This window comes from Streptomyces mangrovi (genome assembly GCF_900114215.1).
GTDB lineage: Bacteria > Actinomycetota > Actinomycetes > Streptomycetales > Streptomycetaceae > Streptomyces > Streptomyces barkulensis.
The window spans coordinates 72333-91610 of record NZ_FOSG01000014.1; the positions used below are offsets into that span (position 1 = coordinate 72333).

Sequence of the window (19278 nt, forward strand, 5' to 3'; positions counted from 1 at the left end):
TGACCTTCACACAGATGTGATGGTTGGAGGATAACAGGCATGTCAACGTCCGAAACAGACCTGCTGACCGGCGAACCACCGGCCCCGAAGCAGCAGAAGCTGCCTCTGTCACCGCTGCTGGCCCTGTGCACGGCGGCGTTCATGGGAATCCTCACCGAGGCCCTGCCCGCCGGCGTGCTGCCGGAGATGGCCCGCGATCTCTCCGTGAGCGAGTCCGCGGCGGGGCAGACGCTGACGATCTACGCGATCGCCACGGGCCTCTCGGCGATCCCGATGTCCGTGGCGACGGCCACCTGGCGCCGCAAGAGGCTGCTGCTGCTCGCCGTCACGACCTTCGCCGTCGCCAACGTCGTCACCGCCCTCTCCTCCAGCTACGCCCTGACGATGGTCTTCCGCCTCGCCGCCGGTGTGGCCGCGGCCGTCGTGTGGGCCGAACTCGTCGGTTACGCCCGCCGTCTGGCCCCGCCGCATCTGCAGGGCCGGGCGATCGCCATCACCATGGCCGGCATCCCGCTCGCGCTCTCCCTGGGCATCCCCCTGGGCACCTTCCTGGGCGAGCTGTTCGGCTGGCGGCTGACCTTCGGTCTGGTGACCGTGGTGTCCGTACTCCTGCTCGGATGGGTCTCCGTGTCGGTTCCCGACTACCCCGGTCAGCAGGCCGGGAAGCGGGCACCGATCCTGCAGGCGCTCAAACTGCCCGGTGTGGCGGCGGTGCTGTTCGTGGTCGCCGCCTACGTCCTGGCGCACAACATCCTCTACACCTACATCGCCACGTTCCTCGACGAGTACGACATGACCGCCTCCCGCGACGTCGTCCTGCTGGTCTTCGGGATCGCCTCCATGGTGAGCATCTTCATCACCGGCGCCCTGGTCGACCGCCGGCTGCGGGCCCTGACCATCGGCAGCACCGTTCTGTTCCTGGTGGCCGCCGGCATGCTGGCGGTGCTGGCCGACAACACGGCCGCGGTCTACCTGGCGATGGTGCTGTGGGGCCTCGGCTGGGGCGGTGTGGCCACACTTCTGCAGACCGCCGTCACCGACGCGGGCGGCGACCGGGGGCAGGCCCTGCTGGTCACCACGTGGAACTCCTTCATGGCCGGCGGCGGTGCGGTCGGCGGCATCCTGCTCGACGGCCTCGGCCCCACCTCCTTCCCGTGGAGCGTCCTGCTGCTGCTGGCCCCCGTGCTGCTCGTCGTGGTCGGCGCCCGCGCGCACGGCTTCCCCGCCAAGCGGCCGAGCATGATGACGACGGACTGACGCCACGTCACGGCGGCCCTGCGCCACCGGTCCGGCACCCCGCCCCCGTGTGCCGGACCGGTTCCGTCTCCTCCGGCGGCCGGTCCCGGGCCGGTGGGAGCGGGCCGGTGCGGAACGCCTAACCCTCCCGGGCCGCCCCGTCGTCCAGCCCCGCCAGCACCAGCGGCAGCCGGGAGACGCCGTCCGCCGTGACGCGCACGGGAACGCCCCAGTCCTGCTGGTGGACATGGCAGGCCGGGTACTCCGTCGCAGGGTCGTCGTCGCAGGAGGCGGCCATCGCCGAGACGTGCAGCACACCCTCGGCGACGCCGTCGGCGAGCACCAGCTCCCGGCTCAGGTCGGTGCCCTGGCCCGCGCCGTCCGCCAGCAGCTCCGGCGGCGTGGAACTGACCAGCAGCCGGGTGGAGGGGCCGTAGCGGGTGTCGAGCTTCTGGCCGGGCGGGGCCTGGAAGACCACGTCCAGCCGGAGCGCCCCCGGCGCCACCTCGGTCGCCTCGCGCCGGGTGCGGTGGGCGACGGACTCGACCCGTACCGCCTCCTCGGGCAGCCGCAGCCGGGTCAGCCGGTGGCGGGCGGACTCCACGACCACGATGTCGTCCTCCACCAGGACGGCGTCGGACGGCTCGCGCAGATCCGTGGCGAGCGTGGTGACCTCGCCGCTCGACGGGTCGTAACGGCGCAGGGCGTGGTTGTAGGTGTCGCAGACCGCCACCGATCCGTCGGGCAGCGCGGTGACGCCCAGCGGGTGCTGGAGCAGCGCCTGGCCGGCCGCTCCGTCGCGGTGGCCGAAGTCGAACAGGCCGGTGCCGACCGCCGTGCGCAGCACGAACCCGCCGTCGTCACCGCCCTCACCGCCCTCACCGCCGTCACCGTCCGCGGCACGCTCGACCCAGCGCAGCGCCGAGGTCTCGGAGTCGGCTACCCACAGCCGGTCCCCGGCCGCCGCGAGCCCGGACGGCTGGGCGAACCACGCCTGGTCGGCCGGGCCGTCCACCAGGCCCTCGTTGGTGGTGCCCGCCGCGACCGAGACCGTCCCCGACTCCGGGTCGTACGCCCAGAGCTGGTGGACGCCCGCCATCGCGACCCACAGCCGCCCCTCCCACCAGGCCACGTCCCACGGCGAGGACAGGTCCACCTCGCGCGCGGGCCCGGCCGTCGGCGAGCCCTGCCACCACTGGCGGCCCGTGCCGGCGAGCGTGGTGACCTCGCCGCTCGTCGGGTCCCAGGCCCGCAGCGCGTGGTTGACGGTGTCGGCGACGGCCACCCTGCCGTCCGGGAGCGGCGCCAGGCCCTGCGGCTCGTTGAAGCGGGCCTTCCCCCCGGGCCCGTCCGCCAGCCCGCGCGTCCCCTCGCCGATCCGCCGCACCACCGTCTCGCCGTCCGGCTCCAGCTCCACCAGCTGGTGCCGGGTGGTGTCGGTGACCAGCAGGTTACCCGAGGGCAGGACGAGCGCCTTGCCGGGGAAGCGCAGGTCGGTCGGCTCCGGCTCCGGCGGAACGTACGGGCCGTCGCCCCGCCGCAGCGTCCCCCTGGCCTCGTGCTCGGCCTCCAGCTCCGTCACCAGCTTCTCGATGGCGTGGACATGGCCCTCGCCCGCGTGCTGGGCGACGACGTACCCCTCGGGGTCGATGACGACGAGCGTGGGCCAGGCGCGCACCGCGTACTGCTTCCAGGTCGCCAGCTCGGGGTCGTCCAGGACGGGGTGGTGGACACCGTAGCGCTCGACTGCGTCGACGACGGCCCGGTGCTCGGCCTCGTGGACGAACTTGGGCGAGTGGACGCCGACGACCACCACGGTGTCGCCGTGGCGCTCCTCCAGCTCGCGCAGCTCGTCGACGACGTGCAGGCAGTTCACGCAGCAGAAGGTCCAGAAGTCGAGGACGGTGATGCGTCCCCGCAGGTCGGCGAGGGTCAGCTCCTTGCCGCCGGTGTTGAGCCAGCCGCCCTTGCCGATCAGCTCGGGGGCACGGACACGGGCACGTCGGCGGGGCGCGGGCGCGGGGGTGGGCGCCGGGGCGGCATCGTTCATGCCTTCCAGTGTGTCAATGCCCCGCGCGCGGCCTCGCGCGGCTCCCCGCGGCCCGCGCGGAGGGTGTCCAGCGACCAGCGGCCGGGGCCGAGGGCGGCTGTCAGCAGGAAGGCCCAGCAGAACAGCGCGGAGGGCTCGCCGCCGTTCTCGATGGGGAACAGGCCCTTGGGCTGGTGCACGACGAAGTACGCGTAGGCCATCGAGCCGGAGCAGACCACCGCCGCGGTCCGGGTGAACAGGCCCAGCGCCACCAGGAGGCCGCCGGCGAGCTGGATGACCGCGGCCCACCAGGAGGGCCACTGGCCGATGTCCGGGACGCGGCCGCCGTGCGGGCCGCCGAGCACGTCGAAGAGGGTGGCCGCGCCGTGGCAGGCGAAGAGGAGGCCGACGACGGCGCGGAAGAGTCCGACGACGTGGTCGCGGCTCCCGTCCAGGAGGGCCGGGGGGACGGCCGGGGCGGTGGTGGTCTTCCTTCGCATGGTGTGCTCCTGGGGGGTGGGGGGTCCGCGAGCTTTCCGGACATGCGACGAGGTGCGACTGGGCGGTGCCGGACCGACGAGCATTGGTCTAGACCTAGCGCACCGTAGCCATGCGCCGACCGGTTGTCTAGACCACTCGCGCGTATGTTTCCCGCCGCCGCCCCACAGCCGTTCCCACAGCCGTTCCCGCTGCCGCTCCCATCCGCCGCGCGGACGCCCTACGCGGCCGGGAGCGCGATCCGGGCCGCGACAGGGAGGTGGTCGCTGCCGGTGGCGGGAAGGGTCCACAGGCGGGTGACGGCGGCGCCGCGGGCCATGACGTGGTCGATCCGGGCGACGGGGAAGGCCGTGGGCCAGCTGAAGGAGAAGCCGTCCGCCGCCTCCCGGCCGGTGGAGTCCACACCGGTCAGGACGGGTTCGAGCCCGCGGTCGTCCAGGGCGCCGTTGAAGTCCCCCAGCACGATCACGCGGGCCAGCTCCTCCGCCCGCAGCTCCTCGCCCAGCAGTGCGGCGCTCTCGTCCCGCCACGCGGTGTCGAAACCGGTCGCGCGGACGCGGACCGAGGGCAGGTGCACCACGTGCACGGCGATGTCGCCGTGCGGGGTGCGCACCGCGGTGCGCAGTCCGCGGTTCCAGTCCGGGCCGAGGTCCGCGGGACGGATGTCCAGCGGACGGGTGCCGGTCAGAGGGTGCCTGGACCACAGGCCGACGGTCCCGGCCACCGCGTGGTGGGGGTACTCCCGCGCCAGCGCCTCGCCGTAGGCGGGCAGGGCGGCTGGGGTCAGCTCCTGCAGCGCGACGATGTCGGGGCCGACGGCGGCCAGGGCCCGCGCGGTGGCGGCCGGGTCGCGGTTCTCGTCGCTCGCGTTGTGCTGGACGGCCGTGAGGAGGGCGGTACGGGCGGCGTCGGCGGCGTCCTCACCCCGGGGGGACAGAGCGTCGTGGAAGAGGGCGAGCCAGACCGCCGACGGCAGCGCCAGCGCCACCAGGGCGAGGGCCGAGCGGCGCACCAGCGCCGCGACCAGCAGCGGGGGTACGGCGAGTCCGAGCCACGGCAGGAAGGACTCCAGCAGGCTGCCCAGACCGAGTACGGCGCCCGGCACCAGGGAGTGGAACGCCGCGGCCCCGGCCGTGAGCACGGCGAGCGCGGCGGGGACGCGGCCCCGCGTCCAGGCGGTGCGTCCCGCACCGCCCCGCGCCTCCCCGCCCCACCGGCGCCGCAGGGCCCTGAGGGCCCTGCGGGCCCACCACAGCCCTACTCGTATCCGCACCCGCGCCCGTGTCACCCTCCGATCCTCGCCGAAGGGCCACCGACCTGCCGAACCAGTTCCGGGCGAGGCGCCGCACGTCCGGGACTCCGGGACAGGCCCGGACGAATCCGGCCGGAGGCCGGAGAAGGACGGAAGGAATGTGGCTGGAGGTCCGGGATATCCGCCCCAACACTCCGCGGCCACATCTCGCCCCGCCGTCACACCTCGGCCATGTTCCGTCCGGAACCCACCGCCCCGAACAGGACAGAGTGATCAAGCTCGTCGGCCGGTGCTCCGACTCCAGGACGTAACCACCAGTGCCACTCCGCAGGCCGATCGACAAGTCGTTCGGCCAGTTCGGGCGGCAATTGCCGCCCGGCGAACCGGCCTCCAGCCCCACGAACGGAGCCCACGACCCGCCTGTCCTGGCGCGTTTCCAGCGGTCCGGCACATCCGTCGCCAGAAATCCCTTGCGTCAACGCTTCCCCCCCTCATGAGCATCTTCGGTGTCCGATCAAGTTCTCGAAATCAGACACTTGGGGGAAATATGCGTTTCGGAAAGCTGGGCATAGCGGTTTTCTCCGCCGGTGCGCTCTTCTTCGGAGCACCCACAGCAGCCACCGCGTTGACGAGTTACAACGGCAACGACTACTCGTACGACAGCCAGAGCCGCGAGAGAATGACCGCTTGCGATCAGGAGAGCGACTCCACCCCCGTCAAGGGCGAGTACTACAACGTCAACGATGGCACCAAGCGTGACGTCAAGGACTCCGACGGCAACAACGGCGTCTGCGCCAGCGAGGGCAACGGGGCCGGGAAGGTGCTCAAGCACAAGACCTGCGAGTACCGCTCGCTGTGGCCGGACGCGTGCGGCAACTGGCAGTCTTACTGATCCGATGTCCGGCCGGTCCGTGCTCCTGTCACCGCTCGCACGGGCGCGGACCGGCCGTTCCGTCCCCGACCGTGCCGTTTTCCCGTGGAAGGGAAGTGAACCGGCATACAGGAGAAGCACGTGAAAGAGCGGACCGAGAACATGGACCCTCTGCTCAACATGAGGGAAATCACGGTGGAACTCCCCCGCCGCGTTCTGCTGAGAGGAGTGAATTTAAGCGTCCGGGCGGGCGAGGCCGTGGCGATCGTCGGACCGTCCGGCAGCGGCAAGACGACACTGCTCAACTGCGCGGCCGGACTGGTGCGCCCGCAGAGCGGCACGGTGGTCGTCGCCGGACGGAACATCGGTGAAACGTCCGACGACGAGACGGCGGGGCACCGGCTCTCCCACATCGGAATGGTCTTCCAGTTCGGCGAACTGATGCCCGAGTTGAGCGTCGTCGACAACGTGGCCCTGCCTGCGCTTTTCGCCGGGTACGCCGATGCGCGGGAGCGAGCGGCGGAACTGCTCTCCCTCGTCGGTCTCGACGGCTACGGCGACCGCGCTCCGGAGGAGTTGTCCGGAGGTGAGACACAGCGTGCGGCCATCGCTCGGGCGCTGGTGTGCGAGCCGGCCCTGGTGCTGGCGGACGAGCCCACCGGATCACTCGACGAGGAGAACGTCCGGCTGGTGACCGGAGTACTGCTGGATGCCTGCCGCCGGCGCGGCGCGGCACTCGTCGTGGCAACGCATGACGCGTCCGTCGCGGCGTCGATGGACCGGAGTACAAGACTGCGCGGCGGTGTACTGGAATCCTTGGACCTTCTGCCGGACGCCCTGCCGGCCGACGGGGGGCGACGCCCGTGAACGCGGCTTCGGCCACCCGCCGTATGGCGGTACGGCTGGCGTGGGGGGCTCACCGCGAGCAGCGGCTGCGACTGGTGCTGCTCACCGCGGTCGCCGTGATCACCACGGTGGTCTCCCTGTTCGCCACCGCGGTGGTGTATTCCCTGATGGAGGAACGGGAACGGTTCGACGCACGTGCGGTGCGGCTGGCGGACGAGGGGACCCGCCCTCTGGTGCGAGTCAACCTCCGGACGGATACCTGGGAACGGGAACAGTTCCCCGTCGTTTGGCTGGACCCGCTGGACGACCGCGACCCGCGCGCGCTTCCACCCGGTATGAAGGAGTGGCCCCGGCCCGGCGGCTGGTACGTGTCCCCCGGGCTGGCCTCACTGGCCGCCGGGGAGCCGCGGCTGGCCGAGCGCTTCCCCGGCGCCTCCGTGCTCGCCGACGAGGGAGTCCTGCACCCTGGTGAGCTCCTGGCCTACCGGCTCATGCCCAGCGGCGGGGAGATGGGCGCGGACATCCTCGAGGCCACCGGATTCGGTGGGGCACGCGAAGGACGCGGCATGCCCATCGGCGACGATACGGAGATCGACGTCCCGGCCATGGCACTCGCCGTCGGCGGCTTCGTCGGCGTTCCTCTGCTGTTGCTCGCCATGACCGGGACGGCCGTGTCGGCACCGCTGCGGGCACAGCGCATGGCCCTGCTGGGTGCCATCGGGCTGCCTGGGCGCTGGCGCAGGCGGCTGCTGGGTTACGAGTCTCTGCTGACGACGGGTCCGGGGGTGGTGGCCGGAGCCGCTCTGTGGTGTGCCGTCGGCCCGCTGCCGGACGCTCTCCCCTTGGTCGGTCGTCCCATAGCCGCCGGCGCGCTGGTACCGCCGTACTGGCTTGTCCTGTCGGTCTCCGCCGCTGTTCTCGTGCTGTTCGCCGGCCTTTCCCTGGTTACAGACCAGATCCGCCGTACCCGGCGCGACCGGCAGTCGCCGCGGCCGCGTGCCGGACGGCCGGCGCTGCGCGCGCTCCGGCTTGCTCCGGCCGCCGCGGGAGCCGGTCTGCTGGTGGCGGCTTCGCTGCGGGAAGGACACGCCGCGGCGGTCAGCGCCCTGTCCGGCACCGTTCTGCTGGCCGCCGGAGTGCCTCTCGCCCTGCCTGTCGTCGCCCGGCTGCTGGCGGCCCGGCTGGCCGACACATCGGCCGATCCGGTGAGGATGATGGCCGGACGCAGGCTTCAGTACGATCCGCGGTCCGCCGTCAAACCGCTGTACGGGATCGCCGCACTGCTCGTGGTCGTGCCGGTGGTCGCGGCCTGGATGGCCAGCGCCCGCCAGGCCGACCCGCCGGCGCCGCGGGATGAGCGGGTGGAGTCCGTCGTCCTCCGGGGTGCACTCGACCGGCTCGACATAGAGAAGTTCACAGGCCGGGTGCCCGGCACTGTGGCCGCCCGGATTCACATCGTCGAATCGGCCACCGCCAATGCCGAGCCCTCGGCCCGGCTGTCCGCAGCCTGTTCGGACCTCGGCTCCGTACTCGGTGGCGAAGCGTGTTCACGTCCCGGGACGCTGCGCCCCGCCGCTGCGGAGCGTCTGCGGCGCATCGCCGGCCTGCCGATGCCCCTCGACCCGAAGCTGCGTCCGCCGCCGCTGCGGGAGGAACTCACCAAGACCGACTCATTGCTGGTGTTGGGAGCGCGGAGCCCTGCCTTCGAACTCGAACTGCGTACCGCCGCTCTGCGGCAACCCGTCGCACTGACTGTGCTCTCCGAGGATGATCTGGCGACTCGGGAATCGAAACTCGTCGCCTGGATCTTCGGCGGACTGGCCGTACTGGTCTCACTGGTGTTCTGCACGCTCGCGATCGGAGTCGTCGACCGGAGCGCCGCCGGCCGGCGTGACGCACGGTTGCTGATCGCGATCGGACTGACCAGGAACCGGGTGCGGGAGATCGCCGGGCGTGAATTCCTGCTGGGATACGGAGCCGTGGTGGGATCGGGACTCACCGTGGGAGTCATCGCGGCCGCCGTCTGGAACTCCCTCGACCCCGCGGTTCCCTACCCGGCCGGTGTGACGCTGGTGACCGCCGCGGTGGCCACCGCTCTCGGTGCGATCGGTCTGCTCGGCGTGCGCGGTTACGGGACCGCCCGCCCCTGAGCCCCCGTTCTTCCACCAGTCGGCGGCCGCCGGGAGGAACTCCCGGAAGAGCACGGGCCGGAGGGGAGCGCGACGGTCGCGGACCACCACACCGGTGGTGTGGGCGGGGCGCGGGGAACGCGGCACCGCCGCCCGGGCGAGCACGGCACGGCGATCCACCCGTGCCCCCGGAGGCCCAGCCCCGTCCTCCATGCCCCACCACCGCTGCGGTGCTGGGCCGGAGCGGGGCTCAGATGTTCTTGGGGTCGAACGGGTCGTGCTCGGTGATCAGCTTGTCCAGCCGGGCCTTGTCCACGCGGGTGGTCACCTCCTGCATCTCCTGCCGGTCCCGCACGCACTTGGCCAGCGTGAAGGTGGAGGAGATCAGGAAGAGGACGCCGACCGCCAGGAAGCCGCGCTCCCACGGCCCCATCGGCATGTAGGCGACACCGAGGCCCACGGCGAGCAGCGAGAGCGCGAAGGAGGCGGCGGCCTGCACGAAGAACGCGGCGGTGGTGGGCCGCTGGACTGGTGTGGTCATGGCCACCACGGTGGCGCGGCCCGGCGGCGTCCGCATGAGTACGGCTACTCAACGCCTCCGGGGGCAGGGGCGGGGACGACGGCGGCGGACGGCGGGGACTCGCGCGCTCAGCGCAGCACCCGGTCCCGCAGGACGGGGAAGTCCTCGCGGACCCTGTCGACGTACGCCGGGTCCAGTTCGGCGGTGACGACCCGCTCCCCGGCGTCCGGTGCCTCGGCCAGGGTCTCGCCCCAGGGGTCGATGATCGCGCTGCGGCCCGCCTGGGGGACGCCCGCGTGGGTGCCCGCGGTGCCGCAGGCCAGGACGTACGCCTGGTTCTCCACGGCGCGGGCGCGGGCCAGCAGGGACCAGTGGGAGGCGCGGCGGGCGGGCCAGCCCGCCGGGATCACCAGCGCCCGGGCGCCGGCGTCGGTCAGCGCGCGGAACAGTTCGGGGAAGCGCAGGTCGTAGCAGGTGGCCAGGCCCAGGGTGATGCCGGGCAGATCGACGGTGACCGGTTCGGCTCCGGCGGACATCAAGGTGGCCTCGCCGCGGTCGAAGCCGAAGCGGTGGATCTTGCGGTACGCGGCGGCCCGTTCACCGTCGGGGGAGAAGACCAGGGAGGTGTTGTACAGGGCCGTTCCCCCTCCCGTTCCGCCGGGGCCGCCGGCGTGCTCGGCGCGTTCCACGACGGACCCGGCGTGCAGCCAGACGCGCGCCTCGCGGGCCGCCTCGGACATGGCCCGCGCGGTGGGCCCGTCCAGCGGCTCGGCGCCGGCCTCGAAGGAGTCGAAGGCGAAGGCCCCGACCGTCCACAGCTCGGGCAGGACGACCAGATCGGAGGCGGTCTGCTCGCGGACGAGCGAGGCGGCCCGCGCGCGGCGCGCTTCGACCGTTTCGTCCCCGTCCACACCGATCTGAATGAGGGAGGCGCGCACCGTACCACCGTCCATGGGTTCGAGGGGGCCAAACGCCGGTCGAAAGCAGGTCGAAAGCAGCCTACGATCGTCACCCGAAAGGCCTGTCAGGCTGCTCGCCCGCAGCGTAACTTGAGAGCACCCAGTCCGCGAACCCACACCATCCACACGTATTCAGCACGTATCCGAGGGGTCCCGTTGACCGACCACCCTAGCCTTCAGCCCTACGCCGACGCCTGGGCCCACTCCATCGAGGCGATATCCGAGCTGGTCTCCCCGCTGGTCGAGGGCGAGTGGAACCGCGCGACCGAGTGCCCGGGATGGTCGGTCCGCGACATCGTCTCCCATGTCATCGGGTCGGAGTGCGAGATGCTGGGCGACCCCCGCCCTATCCACACGCTGCCGCGGGACCTGTTCCATGTGAAGGACGAGGTCAGCCGCCGCGTCGAGGTCCAGGTGGACGTGCGGCGCTGCCACACCGCCCCGGAGATGACCAGCGAGCTGGAGTACACGATCATCCGCCGCTCCCGCCAGCTGCGGAACGAGAAGCGCGACCCGTCGACGATGGTGATGACCCCGCTCGGCCGGGAGATGACGCTGGAGCGGGCGCTGCGGCTGCGGGCGTTCGACGTGTGGGTGCACGAGCAGGACCTGCGGCGGGCGCTGGGCAAGCCGGGCAACCTCGACTCCCCCGGCGCCCACGTGGCGCGGGACGTGCTGGTGGACGGGCTGCCCAAGGTGGTCGCCAAGGACGCCGGGGCGCCGCCGAACTCGGCCGTCGTCATCGATGTGAGCGGGCCGATGGAGTTCATGCGGACCGTGCGCGTGGACGCCGAGGGCCAAGGCACGGTGGACGCCAGCGTCTCGCTGGGGCCGGCGGCCACGCTGGCGACGGACTGGGAGACGTATCTGCGGCTGGCCTGCGGGCGGGTGCGGCCCGCGGCGGTGCGCGAGAACCTCAAGATCGAGGGCGACCAGGCCCTCGCGGACGCGATCCTCGCGCACTTCGCCGTCACGCCCTGACCCGCTCCGGTCAGCGGCCGCGGGCCCGTGTCCGGGCCGCAGCCGCGGCCGCGGCCCGTCTCAGACCGGTACGTGCACCGCCTCGACGCGGCTGGCCACCACCCGCTCGCGCTCGCGGCGGTGCGCCCGGCCGCGCAGCCGGAGGATCTGGGCGGTGCCCAGCGCCTGGAGGACGAAGACGGAGGCGAAGGCGATCCGGTAGTCGTCGCCGGTCGCGTCCAGCAGCACGCCCACCGCCAGCAGCGTGGCCATGGACGCCGTGAAGCCGCCGATGTTGACGATGCCCGACGCCGTGCCCTGCCGCTCGGGCGGATTGGCGGGGCGGGCGAAGTCGAAGCCGATCATCGAGCCCGGGCCGCAGGCGCCGAGCACCACGCACAGCAGGACCAGCGCCCACAGCGGCGCCCGCCCCGGCCAGCACAGCACCATCGCCCAGACGGCGGCCGTGGCCAGCACCGTGCCGAGCGCGATCGGCGCCCGCGCGCTGTGGTGCCGGGCTATGACCTGGCCGTAGACCAGGCCGATGGCCATGTTGGAGAGCACCACCACGGTCAGCAGGGTGCCGGCCTCGGCGCGGGTGCGGCCCTGCGCCTCGACGAGGAACGGCATCCCCCACAGCAGCAGGAAGACCATGCCGGGGAACTGGGTGGTGAAGTGCACCCACATGCCCAGCCGGGTGCCCGGCTCGCGCCACGCCTCGGCGAGCTGGCGGCGTACGTAGCCGGGTTCCCGCGCCGGCCCCGGCCCGGACGTGGTGGCGGGGGCGGGGGCGGGAGTGCCTTCGGGCCGGTCCCGGAGGAAGAGCAGGACGAGTACCAGGACCAGCACGCCCAGCCCGGCGCTGCCCGCGAAGGTCGGCGTCCAGCCGAAGGCGGCCAGCAGACGCGCCAGGACCAGCGTGGTCAGCAGGTTGCCCGCCATCCCGAACAGCGCGGCCACCTGGGCGATCAGCGGACCGCGGCGGGGCGGGAACCAGTTGGAGCCCAGCCGCAGCACGCTGATGAACGTCATGGCGTCACCGCAGCCCAGCAGCGCGCGGGCGGCCAGCGCCATGGCGTACGAGCCGGAGAGGGCGAAGGCGAACTGTCCGGTGGTGAACAGCACGATGCCCAGGAGCAGGACCTTCCTGGTGCCCCAGCGGTCCACCAGCAGGCCGACGGGTATCTGCATCCCGGCGTAGACCAGGAGCTGGAGGATGGAGAAGGTCGACAGGGCCGAGGCGTTGATGTGGAAGCGGTCGGCGGCGTCGATGCCCGCGACGCCCAGGCCGGTGCGGTAGGTGATGGCGGTGAAGTAGACGGCGACGCCCAGGCCCCACACGAAGGCGGCCCGCGGGCCGCCGAGCCGCACTCCGGGGGCCGGTGTCCCGGAAGCCGGCGCTCCGGGCGGGTTCCCGCCGCTCACCGGACCTCACCGCGCAGCAGGTGCCGCACGGAGCCGACGTGGCCGCGCACCGCCTCGGCGGCGGCCTCCGCGTCCCCCGTGCGCAGTGCGCGCAGGATCTCGGTGTGCTCGGTGATGTTCTTGGCGATGCGGTCGGGGTGGGAGTGCATCACGGCGACGCCCATGCGCAGCTGGCGGTCGCGGAGCTGGTCGTACAGGCGCTCCAGGATCCGGTTGCCGGCCGCCCCGACCACGGTGGCGTGGAAGCAGCGGTCGGTTGCGGCCACCGCCGCCAGGTCGCCGGTCTCGGCCTGGCGCCGCTGCTGCTCCAGGAGTTCGCCGAGCCGGTCCAGCAGGTCGCGCGGCGCGGGGGTGACCTTGCGCACGGCGTGTTCCTCGACCAGCAGCCTGGTCTCGACGACGTCGCCGATCTCCTGGACGGAGACGGGCAGGACGAGCGCGCCCTTCTTGGGGTAGAGCCTGAGCAGGCCCTCGGCCTCCAGGCGCAGCAGCGCCTCCCGCACGGGAGTGCGGGAGACCCCGACCGCTTTGGCCAGCTCGCCCTCGGTGAGCAGGGTGCCGCCCTCGTAGCGGCGCTCCAGGACGGCCTGTTTGACGTGGGTGTAGACGCGTTCGGCCGCGGGCGGCACCAAGGGCGAGGACGGGGAGGACTGGGAGGGCATGGACACACCATAGATACAACAGGTATGCGTTCCCATCCCCGTCCGTCATGCGGGACGGCGGCAGGGGCCGGGCAGGGCAGGGCCGGAAGGGGGTTGGGCCGGACGAGGTGGGCCGGACATGCGGCGGGACCCGGCGCACGGTGCGTGCGCCGGGTCCCGCCGTGGTCCGCCGGTCCGGACGGAGCCGGACGGCCGTCAGACCCGCGGGCCCGTCAGGCCCGTCAGGCCCGTCAGGCCCGTCAGGCCCAGGTGATCAGGCGCTTGGGGTGCTCCAGGACGGCCGCGATGTCGGCCAGCACCTTGGAGCCCAGCTCGCCGTCGACCAGGCGGTGGTCGAAGGAGAGCGCCAGGGTGGTGACCTGGCGCGGCTTGACCTTGCCCTTGTGGACCCACGGCTGGAGCTTGACCGCGCCGAAGGCCAGGATCGCCGACTCCCCGGGGTTGAGGATCGGGGTGCCGGTGTCGACGCCGAAGACGCCGACGTTGGTGATCGTGGCCGTGCCGCCCTGCATGTCCGCCGGAGGGGTCTTCCCCTCCCTGGCGGTGGCGACCAGCTCGCCCAGCGCCCGCGCCAGCTCCGGCAGGGTCTTGGCGTGCGCGTCCTTGATGTTCGGCACGATCAGACCGCGCGGGGTGGCCGCGGCGATGCCCAGGTTCACGTAGTCCTTGTGGACGATCTCCTGGCTGGCCCCGTCCCAGGCGGCGTTGATCTCCGGGTTGCGGCGGATGGCGACCAGGAAGGCCCTGGCCACCAGCAGCAGCGGGTTGACCCGCAGGCCCGCCATGTCCGGGTCCTGCTTGAGCTCCTGCACCAGCTTCATCGTGCGGGTGACGTCGACGGTGATGAACTCCGTGACGTGCGGCGCGGTGAAGGCGCTGGAGGACACCGCCTGGGCGGTCGCCTTGCGCACGCCCTTGATCGGCACCCGGCGCTCGCGCTCGCCGGTGCTCCACACCGCCGGAGCCGGGACCTCGGCCGGAGCGGGAGCCGCCTCGGGAGCCGCCTCGGGGACGGTCCCGGTCACGGCGGCGGCCTCGTGCGAGGGCGCCGGGGCCGCGGCGGCGTGCACGTCCTCGCGGGTGATGATCCCGTTCGGGCCGGTCGGCACGATCGCGGCCAGGTCCACGCCCAGGTCCTTGGCGAGCTTGCGCACCGGCGGCTTGGCCAGCGGGCGCTGCGGGGAGCGCTCGGCCTCCGGGACGGCGGGCGCCGCGGCCGGGGGCGTGGTGGTGGCGTCCATCTCGGCCTGGACGGCGGCCTGCGCGTCCCGCACGTGGCCCTGCTGCTTGCGCGGACGCCGCTTGGTCGAGGCGGTGCCGACGCCGTAGCCCACCAGCACCGGCTGGCGCTTGGCGCCCTCCTCCTCCGCGGCCGCCTCCGCCGCGGCCGCCTCCGGCTCGGCCGCGGCGGGCGCGGCGGGCGCCGCCTCCCCGGCGGCCGGTGCTCCGGCGGGAGCGGCCGGTCCCGCCGACGGGTCGGTGTCCACCGTGATGATCGGGGTGCCCACGTCCACGGTGACGCCCTCTTCGAAGTGCAGCTCGTGCACCACGCCGTTGTACGGGATGGGCAGCTCGACGGCCGCCTTGGCCGTCTCCACCTCGCACACCACCTGGCCGTCGGTCACCGTGTCACCGGGCCCCACGTACCACTTGAGGATCTCGGCCTCGGTCAGGCCCTCGCCCACGTCCGGCATCCTGAACTCGCGGATGCGCTGGGCAGCGGCCCCGGCGGCAGCCGTATCAGTCATCGTCACGACTCTCCTCAGCCCCTACTCTCAGTACGCCAGCGCGCGGTCGACGGCATCGAGCACCCGGTCCAGGTTCGGCAGGTACTCGTCCTCCAGCCTGGCCGGCGGATACGGCGCGTGGAACCCGCCCACCCGCAGCACCGGCGCCTCCAGGTGGTAGAAGCACCGCTCGGTGATCCGGGCGGCGATCTCCGAGCCCGTGCCCAGGAAGACCGGCGCCTCGTGGACCACCACCAGGCGGCGGGTCCTCTCCACCGACGCCTGGATCGCGTCGAAGTCGACCGGGGACATCGACCGCAGGTCCAGCACCTCCAGCGACCTGCCCTCCTCCTCGGCCGCCGCGGCGGCCTCCAGGCAGGTCTTCACCATCGGCCCGTAGGCCGCCAGCGTCAGGTCGGTGCCCTCGCGGGCTACGACCGCCCTGTGCAGCGGTCCGGGGATGGCCTCGGTGTCGACCTCGCCCTTGTCCCAGTAGCGGCGCTTGGGCTCGAAGAAGATCACCGGGTCGTCGGAGGCGATCGCCTGCTGCATCATCCAGTACGCGTCCGAGGCGTTGGACGGCGAGACGCACTTCAGGCCCGCCACGTGCGCGAACAGCGCCTCGGGCGACTCGCTGTGGTGCTCCACCGCGCCGATGCCGCCGCCGTAGGGGATGCGGATGACGACCGGCAGCTTGACCTTGCCCAGCGCGCGGGCGTGCATCTTCGCGAGCTGGGTGACGATCTGGTCGTAGGCGGGGAAGACGAACCCGTCGAACTGGATCTCCACCACCGGCCGGTAGCCGCGCAGGGCCATGCCGATCGCGGTGCCGACGATGCCGGACTCGGCCAGCGGGGTGTCGATGACCCGGTCCTCGCCGAAGTCCTTCTGCAGGCCGTCGGTGATGCGGAAGACGCCGCCGAGCTTGCCGACGTCCTCACCCATGATCAGGACCTTGGGGTCGGTCTCCAGGGCTTTGCGCAGCGACTCGTTGAGCGCCTTGGCCATGGGCATCTTGGTGCTGGCCATCTCAGCGGCCCTCCTCGTCGGCGAAGGACGCCAGGTACTCGGCGAACTGGGCGCGCTCCTCGTCCACCAGCGCGTGCCCGTCGGCGTAGACGTTCTCGAAGATGGCCATGGTGTCCGGGTCCGGCATGGTCCGGATGGCCTCGCGCACCCGCAGCGCCATCGCGTCGCTCTCCTGGTCGAGCCCGGCGAGCCACTCGGCGTCGACCAGGCCCTCCTTCTCCAGGTAGGTGCGCAGCCGCAGGATCGGGTCCTTGGCCTCCCACTCCTCGCGCTCGGCGTCCTTGCGGTAGCGGGTGGGGTCGTCGGAGGTGGTGTGGGCGCCCATCCGGTAGGTGAACGCCTCGACCAGGGTCGGGCCCTCGCCGGCGCGGGCGCGCTCCAGGGCGGCCCGGGTCACGGCCAGCACCGCCAGCACGTCGTTGCCGTCCACCCGGACGCCGGGGAAGCCGAAGCCCGCGGCGCGCTGGTAGATCGGAACGCGGGACTGCTTCTCGGTGGGCTCGGAGATCGCCCACTGGTTGTTCTGGCAGAAGAACACCACCGGCGCGTTGTAGACCGCGGAGAAGGTGAACGCCTCCGCCACGTCGCCCTGGCTGGACGCGCCGTCGCCGAAGTAGGCGATCACCGCGCTGTCCGCGCCGTCCTTGGCCACGCCCATCGCGTAGCCCGTGGCGTGCAGCGCCTGCGAGCCGATGACGATGGTGTAGAGGTGGAAGTTGTTGCTGTTGGGATCCCAGCCGCCGTTGTTGACGCCGCGGAACATGCCCAGCAGGTTGGTCGGGTCCACCCCGCGGCACCAGGCCACGCCGTGCTCCCGGTAGGTCGGGAAGACGTAGTCGTCGTCCCGCAGCGCCCGGCCCGAGCCGATCTGCGCGGCCTCCTGTCCCAGCAGCGACGCCCACAGGCCCAGCTCGCCCTGTCGCTGCAGCGCGGTGGCCTCGGCGTCGAACCGGCGGGTGAGGACCATGTCGCGGTACAGACCGCGCAACTCGTCGGGGGTCAGGTCCAGCGAGTAGTCCGGGTGCTCGACCCGCTCGCCCTCCGGCGTCAGCAGTTGTACGAGCTCGGGGCGCGCGGCCGACTGCGAGCGCTTCCTCGCCCCGCTCGTCGTGGTGCGCTTTCCGCTGCTGCGGCGCGGCTTGCTGCGCGCGGCAGTGCTCTCCACGGTCACTTGTGCTCCTCCGTCTGTCCGGCCCCCGGGGTCGCCGGGAAGCCTGGGGATTCCCCGCCGGTGGCAGGGAGAGGCTCGCCCGGATCCGTACGGCCCACGGGGTAGGTGCGGCGCGGACGGAACCGAGCGGTGACAGGTGTCCCGTTCGACGGCCCGCTGTCAGCACGTTACCCAGTACCTCCGCACATGCGCGAAGGGTCCCTGACCTGCAATTTTGCTTGGGTTTCCAAGTAAATCGCAAAAGCCTGGAACGTCACTGGTCACAGCCTCGCAAGCGCCTGGGACAAACGCACGTTATCCCGGTACCGAAGTGACGGGAAGAGCTGTGGATGGGTGACGCGGAGATGGTGCGTGATCGATATATGAGATGGATACGGAGGGTGAAGGGGCATACAGTCCAGCAGAAGCCGTATACCACCCATACACCTCCCGCATGCACAAACACGGTCACACCCGCAGACGGAACTACGGCCAGAACCACAGACAGAACTACAGGCAGAAGGCGTCGCGTACCGCCTCGTAACGACCGGTCCACCACACCACCAGCGCGGAGGCCGCCGGGAACTGCGGATCGGTGCGGCGGTCGCGCAGCTGGTAGCGCCAGCGCAGCATCCAGAAGTCGTTGAGCCGCTCCCACCACACCCGGTGGACGGCCGCGGCCATCTCGTCCGCCCCGGCCCCGGTGGCGGCACGGTAGGCGCGTGCGTAGGCCCGGATCTTGGCCAGGTCCAGGGTGCCGCCGGGCCGCAGGAAGAAGATGACGGCGGCCCGCACCGCCTCCTCCGCGCGCGGCCGCACGGCGAGCCGGTCCCAGTCCACGATCGCGACGGGTTCCCAGGGGGCCCGGTCCCGGTAGAGCAGGTTGAAGGGGTGGAAGTCGCCGTGCACCCATCCGGCGACCGGCTCGGCCCCGGCGGGCGGGCGGCGGTGGGCGTGGCGCTCCAGCAGGGTGCGGCGCTCGCGCAGCCGGTGGTCGGCCAGCTCGTCGAAGCAGTCGCGCCGGGCCCGGGTGCGCACCCGGGCCAGCAACTCGTCGATGAGGCCGAAGGTCACCTCCGGGTCGGCGCTGGGCTCGGCCGCGCACTCGGCGTCGGGCACGGGCGCGACCTGACCCAGCCGTACGTGCACCAGGCCCAGCAGCGCGCCCAGACGGCGCGACTGCCCGCGCGAGAGCTCGCCGCCGTCGCGGTGGCGGCCGTCCACCCACGGGTGGAGGGCGTAGCAGCGGTCCTCCACCACCGCGACGGTCCGTCCGGAGTCGTCCTCGACCGCCGGCACGACCGGGACTCCGAGGTCGCCGAGGCGGACGGTGACGCGGTGCTGGTGCTCGATGCGGGCCGGGTCGCGCGGATCGCCGTCGAGGTGGTGCTTGAGGAAGAACCGGCCCCGCGTGGTGGACAGCCGGTAGCCGCGGTTCAGCAGCCCCTGGGCCACCGGCTCGCAGGAGATCGGCTCCCCGGCGCCGAACCGCCGCACCAGCGTGGCGAGGGTGAAACGGGAGAGGTGGGGAGACTGCACGCCGGGGATCGTAGATCACCGAGAGCTACCGTCCGGACGCGTTGTGCGCCGGGGGCGCGAAGGTGGTATGGGCGGCCGGGGCCGCCCGGGGTTGCCGGCTGGCCACCGGGCCTCCGGTGGCCCGGAGGTGCCGGGCTCTGCCCGAGCCCGGCGACCCCGCCGGCCGGGAGCCGGGGGTCGGGGCAGGTGCCGGAGCCGCCGCCGGGCCCGCCCGGAGGCGGGACCGCCCGGAGGCGGGACCGCCCGGGGGCCGTGGCTGCGGAGGTTGCCGGACGTGGGCCGGTTCAGCCGCCGGGGCGGGGCGGAGATGCCGGGCCGCCCGGGGCGGGGCTGCGGAGGTTGCCGGCCAGGAGCGGGACCGACCGGGGTCGCCGACCTGGGGCCGGGTCAGCCGCCGGGCGCGGCCCGGGGGCGGGGCCAGGCGCGGCGCTGCGGGGACTGCCGAC

The 19278-nt window shown here is 72.7% G+C and carries 16 protein-coding genes; 5 read left to right on the forward strand and 11 right to left on the reverse strand.

Going from position 1 to position 19278, the window contains the following annotated elements; all coding sequences use genetic code 11:
* Positions 1–39: 39 nt before the first annotated feature.
* Entirely contained in the window at positions 40–1257 is a 1218-nt protein-coding gene (locus tag BM237_RS19425; RefSeq protein ID WP_093850978.1) for an MFS transporter, read from the forward strand.
* Positions 1258–1375: 118 nt separating this feature from the next.
* On the opposite strand, the gene BM237_RS19430 is transcribed toward BM237_RS19425, so the two are convergent.
* The 3 genes from BM237_RS19430 to BM237_RS19440 form a co-directional block, all read right to left on the reverse strand.
* Positions 1376–3286, reverse strand: a complete 1911-nt coding sequence (locus tag BM237_RS19430; protein WP_093850979.1) for an NHL domain-containing thioredoxin family protein — start codon at positions 3284–3286, stop codon at positions 1376–1378.
* A complete protein-coding gene (locus BM237_RS19435) occupies positions 3283–3765 on the reverse strand; it encodes a DoxX family protein (protein ID WP_093850980.1) in 483 nt (160 codons plus the stop codon). Before BM237_RS19435 ends, BM237_RS19430 begins: the two co-directional genes overlap by 4 nt.
* 218 nt (positions 3766–3983) lie before the next feature.
* On the reverse strand, positions 3984–5036 hold the full coding sequence (locus BM237_RS19440) for an endonuclease/exonuclease/phosphatase family protein (RefSeq protein WP_425443714.1): 1053 nt from the start codon (positions 5034–5036) through the stop codon (positions 3984–3986).
* 604 nt (positions 5037–5640) lie between these two features.
* Here BM237_RS19440 and BM237_RS19445 point away from each other — a divergent pair.
* The 3 genes from BM237_RS19445 to BM237_RS19455 all read left to right on the forward strand — a co-directional run bounded on the left by BM237_RS19445 (position 5641) and on the right by BM237_RS19455 (position 8882).
* Complete coding sequence (locus BM237_RS19445; RefSeq protein ID WP_093850981.1) at positions 5641–5907, forward strand: hypothetical protein; 267 nt, start codon at positions 5641–5643, stop codon at positions 5905–5907.
* A gap of 120 nt (positions 5908–6027) precedes the next feature.
* Positions 6028–6753, forward strand: coding sequence for an ABC transporter ATP-binding protein (locus BM237_RS19450; protein ID WP_240958101.1), 726 nt, complete (start codon positions 6028–6030; stop codon positions 6751–6753).
* Positions 6750–8882 (forward strand): ABC transporter permease family protein, encoded by a 2133-nt coding sequence (locus BM237_RS19455; RefSeq protein ID WP_093850982.1) that lies wholly within the window; start codon positions 6750–6752, stop codon positions 8880–8882. The genes BM237_RS19450 and BM237_RS19455 overlap by 4 nt, the downstream gene beginning before the upstream one ends.
* A gap of 229 nt (positions 8883–9111) precedes the next feature.
* On the opposite strand, the gene BM237_RS19460 is transcribed toward BM237_RS19455, so the two are convergent.
* Complete coding sequence (locus tag BM237_RS19460) at positions 9112–9402, reverse strand: YiaA/YiaB family inner membrane protein (protein ID WP_093851049.1); 291 nt, start codon at positions 9400–9402, stop codon at positions 9112–9114.
* 107 nt (positions 9403–9509) lie between these two features.
* Positions 9510–10319 carry a carbon-nitrogen family hydrolase gene (locus tag BM237_RS19465; protein ID WP_093850983.1) on the reverse strand — a complete coding sequence of 270 codons (810 nt, stop codon included), beginning with the start codon at positions 10317–10319 and terminating at the stop codon, positions 9510–9512.
* 177 nt (positions 10320–10496) lie between these two features.
* Between BM237_RS19465 and BM237_RS19470 the strand changes: the two genes are divergently transcribed.
* Positions 10497–11321, forward strand: a complete 825-nt coding sequence (locus tag BM237_RS19470; protein WP_093850984.1) for a maleylpyruvate isomerase family mycothiol-dependent enzyme — start codon at positions 10497–10499, stop codon at positions 11319–11321.
* A 60-nt stretch (positions 11322–11381) separates the two neighbouring features.
* On the opposite strand, the gene BM237_RS19475 is transcribed toward BM237_RS19470, so the two are convergent.
* The 6 genes from BM237_RS19475 to BM237_RS19500 all read right to left on the reverse strand — a co-directional run bounded on the left by BM237_RS19475 (position 11382) and on the right by BM237_RS19500 (position 18832).
* Positions 11382–12725 (reverse strand): MFS transporter, encoded by a 1344-nt coding sequence (locus BM237_RS19475; RefSeq protein WP_425443715.1) that lies wholly within the window; start codon positions 12723–12725, stop codon positions 11382–11384.
* Positions 12722–13387, reverse strand: a complete 666-nt coding sequence (locus tag BM237_RS19480) for a GntR family transcriptional regulator (RefSeq protein WP_245793775.1) — start codon at positions 13385–13387, stop codon at positions 12722–12724. Before BM237_RS19480 ends, BM237_RS19475 begins: the two co-directional genes overlap by 4 nt.
* 239 nt (positions 13388–13626) lie before the next feature.
* Positions 13627–15135, reverse strand: a complete 1509-nt coding sequence (locus BM237_RS19485; protein WP_093850986.1) for a dihydrolipoamide acetyltransferase family protein — start codon at positions 15133–15135, stop codon at positions 13627–13629.
* A gap of 27 nt (positions 15136–15162) precedes the next feature.
* Complete coding sequence (locus BM237_RS19490; RefSeq protein WP_093850987.1) at positions 15163–16143, reverse strand: alpha-ketoacid dehydrogenase subunit beta; 981 nt, start codon at positions 16141–16143, stop codon at positions 15163–15165.
* 1 nt (position 16144) lies between these two features.
* Positions 16145–17314, reverse strand: coding sequence for a pyruvate dehydrogenase (acetyl-transferring) E1 component subunit alpha (gene pdhA, locus BM237_RS19495; RefSeq protein ID WP_093850988.1), 1170 nt, complete (start codon positions 17312–17314; stop codon positions 16145–16147).
* Positions 17315–17803: 489 nt separating this feature from the next.
* Complete coding sequence (locus BM237_RS19500; protein ID WP_245793778.1) at positions 17804–18832, reverse strand: phosphotransferase; 1029 nt, start codon at positions 18830–18832, stop codon at positions 17804–17806.
* Between the last annotated feature and the right edge of the window lie 446 nt (positions 18833–19278).

Excerpts from the sequence above, each read along its gene's own strand:
- BM237_RS19425 (WP_093850978.1), top strand. The coding sequence starts at position 40 with ATGTCAACGTCCGAAACAGACCTGCTGACCGGCGAACCACCGGCCCCG.
- BM237_RS19430 (WP_093850979.1), bottom strand. The coding sequence starts at position 3,286 with ATGAACGATGCCGCCCCGGCGCCCACCCCCGCGCCCGCGCCCCGCCGA.
- BM237_RS19435 (WP_093850980.1), bottom strand. The coding sequence starts at position 3,765 with ATGCGAAGGAAGACCACCACCGCCCCGGCCGTCCCCCCGGCCCTCCTG.
- BM237_RS19460 (WP_093851049.1), bottom strand. The coding sequence starts at position 9,402 with ATGACCACACCAGTCCAGCGGCCCACCACCGCCGCGTTCTTCGTGCAG.
- BM237_RS19480 (WP_245793775.1), bottom strand. The coding sequence starts at position 13,387 with ATGCCCTCCCAGTCCTCCCCGTCCTCGCCCTTGGTGCCGCCCGCGGCC.
- BM237_RS19485 (WP_093850986.1), bottom strand. The coding sequence starts at position 15,135 with ATGACTGATACGGCTGCCGCCGGGGCCGCTGCCCAGCGCATCCGCGAG.
- BM237_RS19490 (WP_093850987.1), bottom strand. The coding sequence starts at position 16,143 with ATGGCCAGCACCAAGATGCCCATGGCCAAGGCGCTCAACGAGTCGCTG.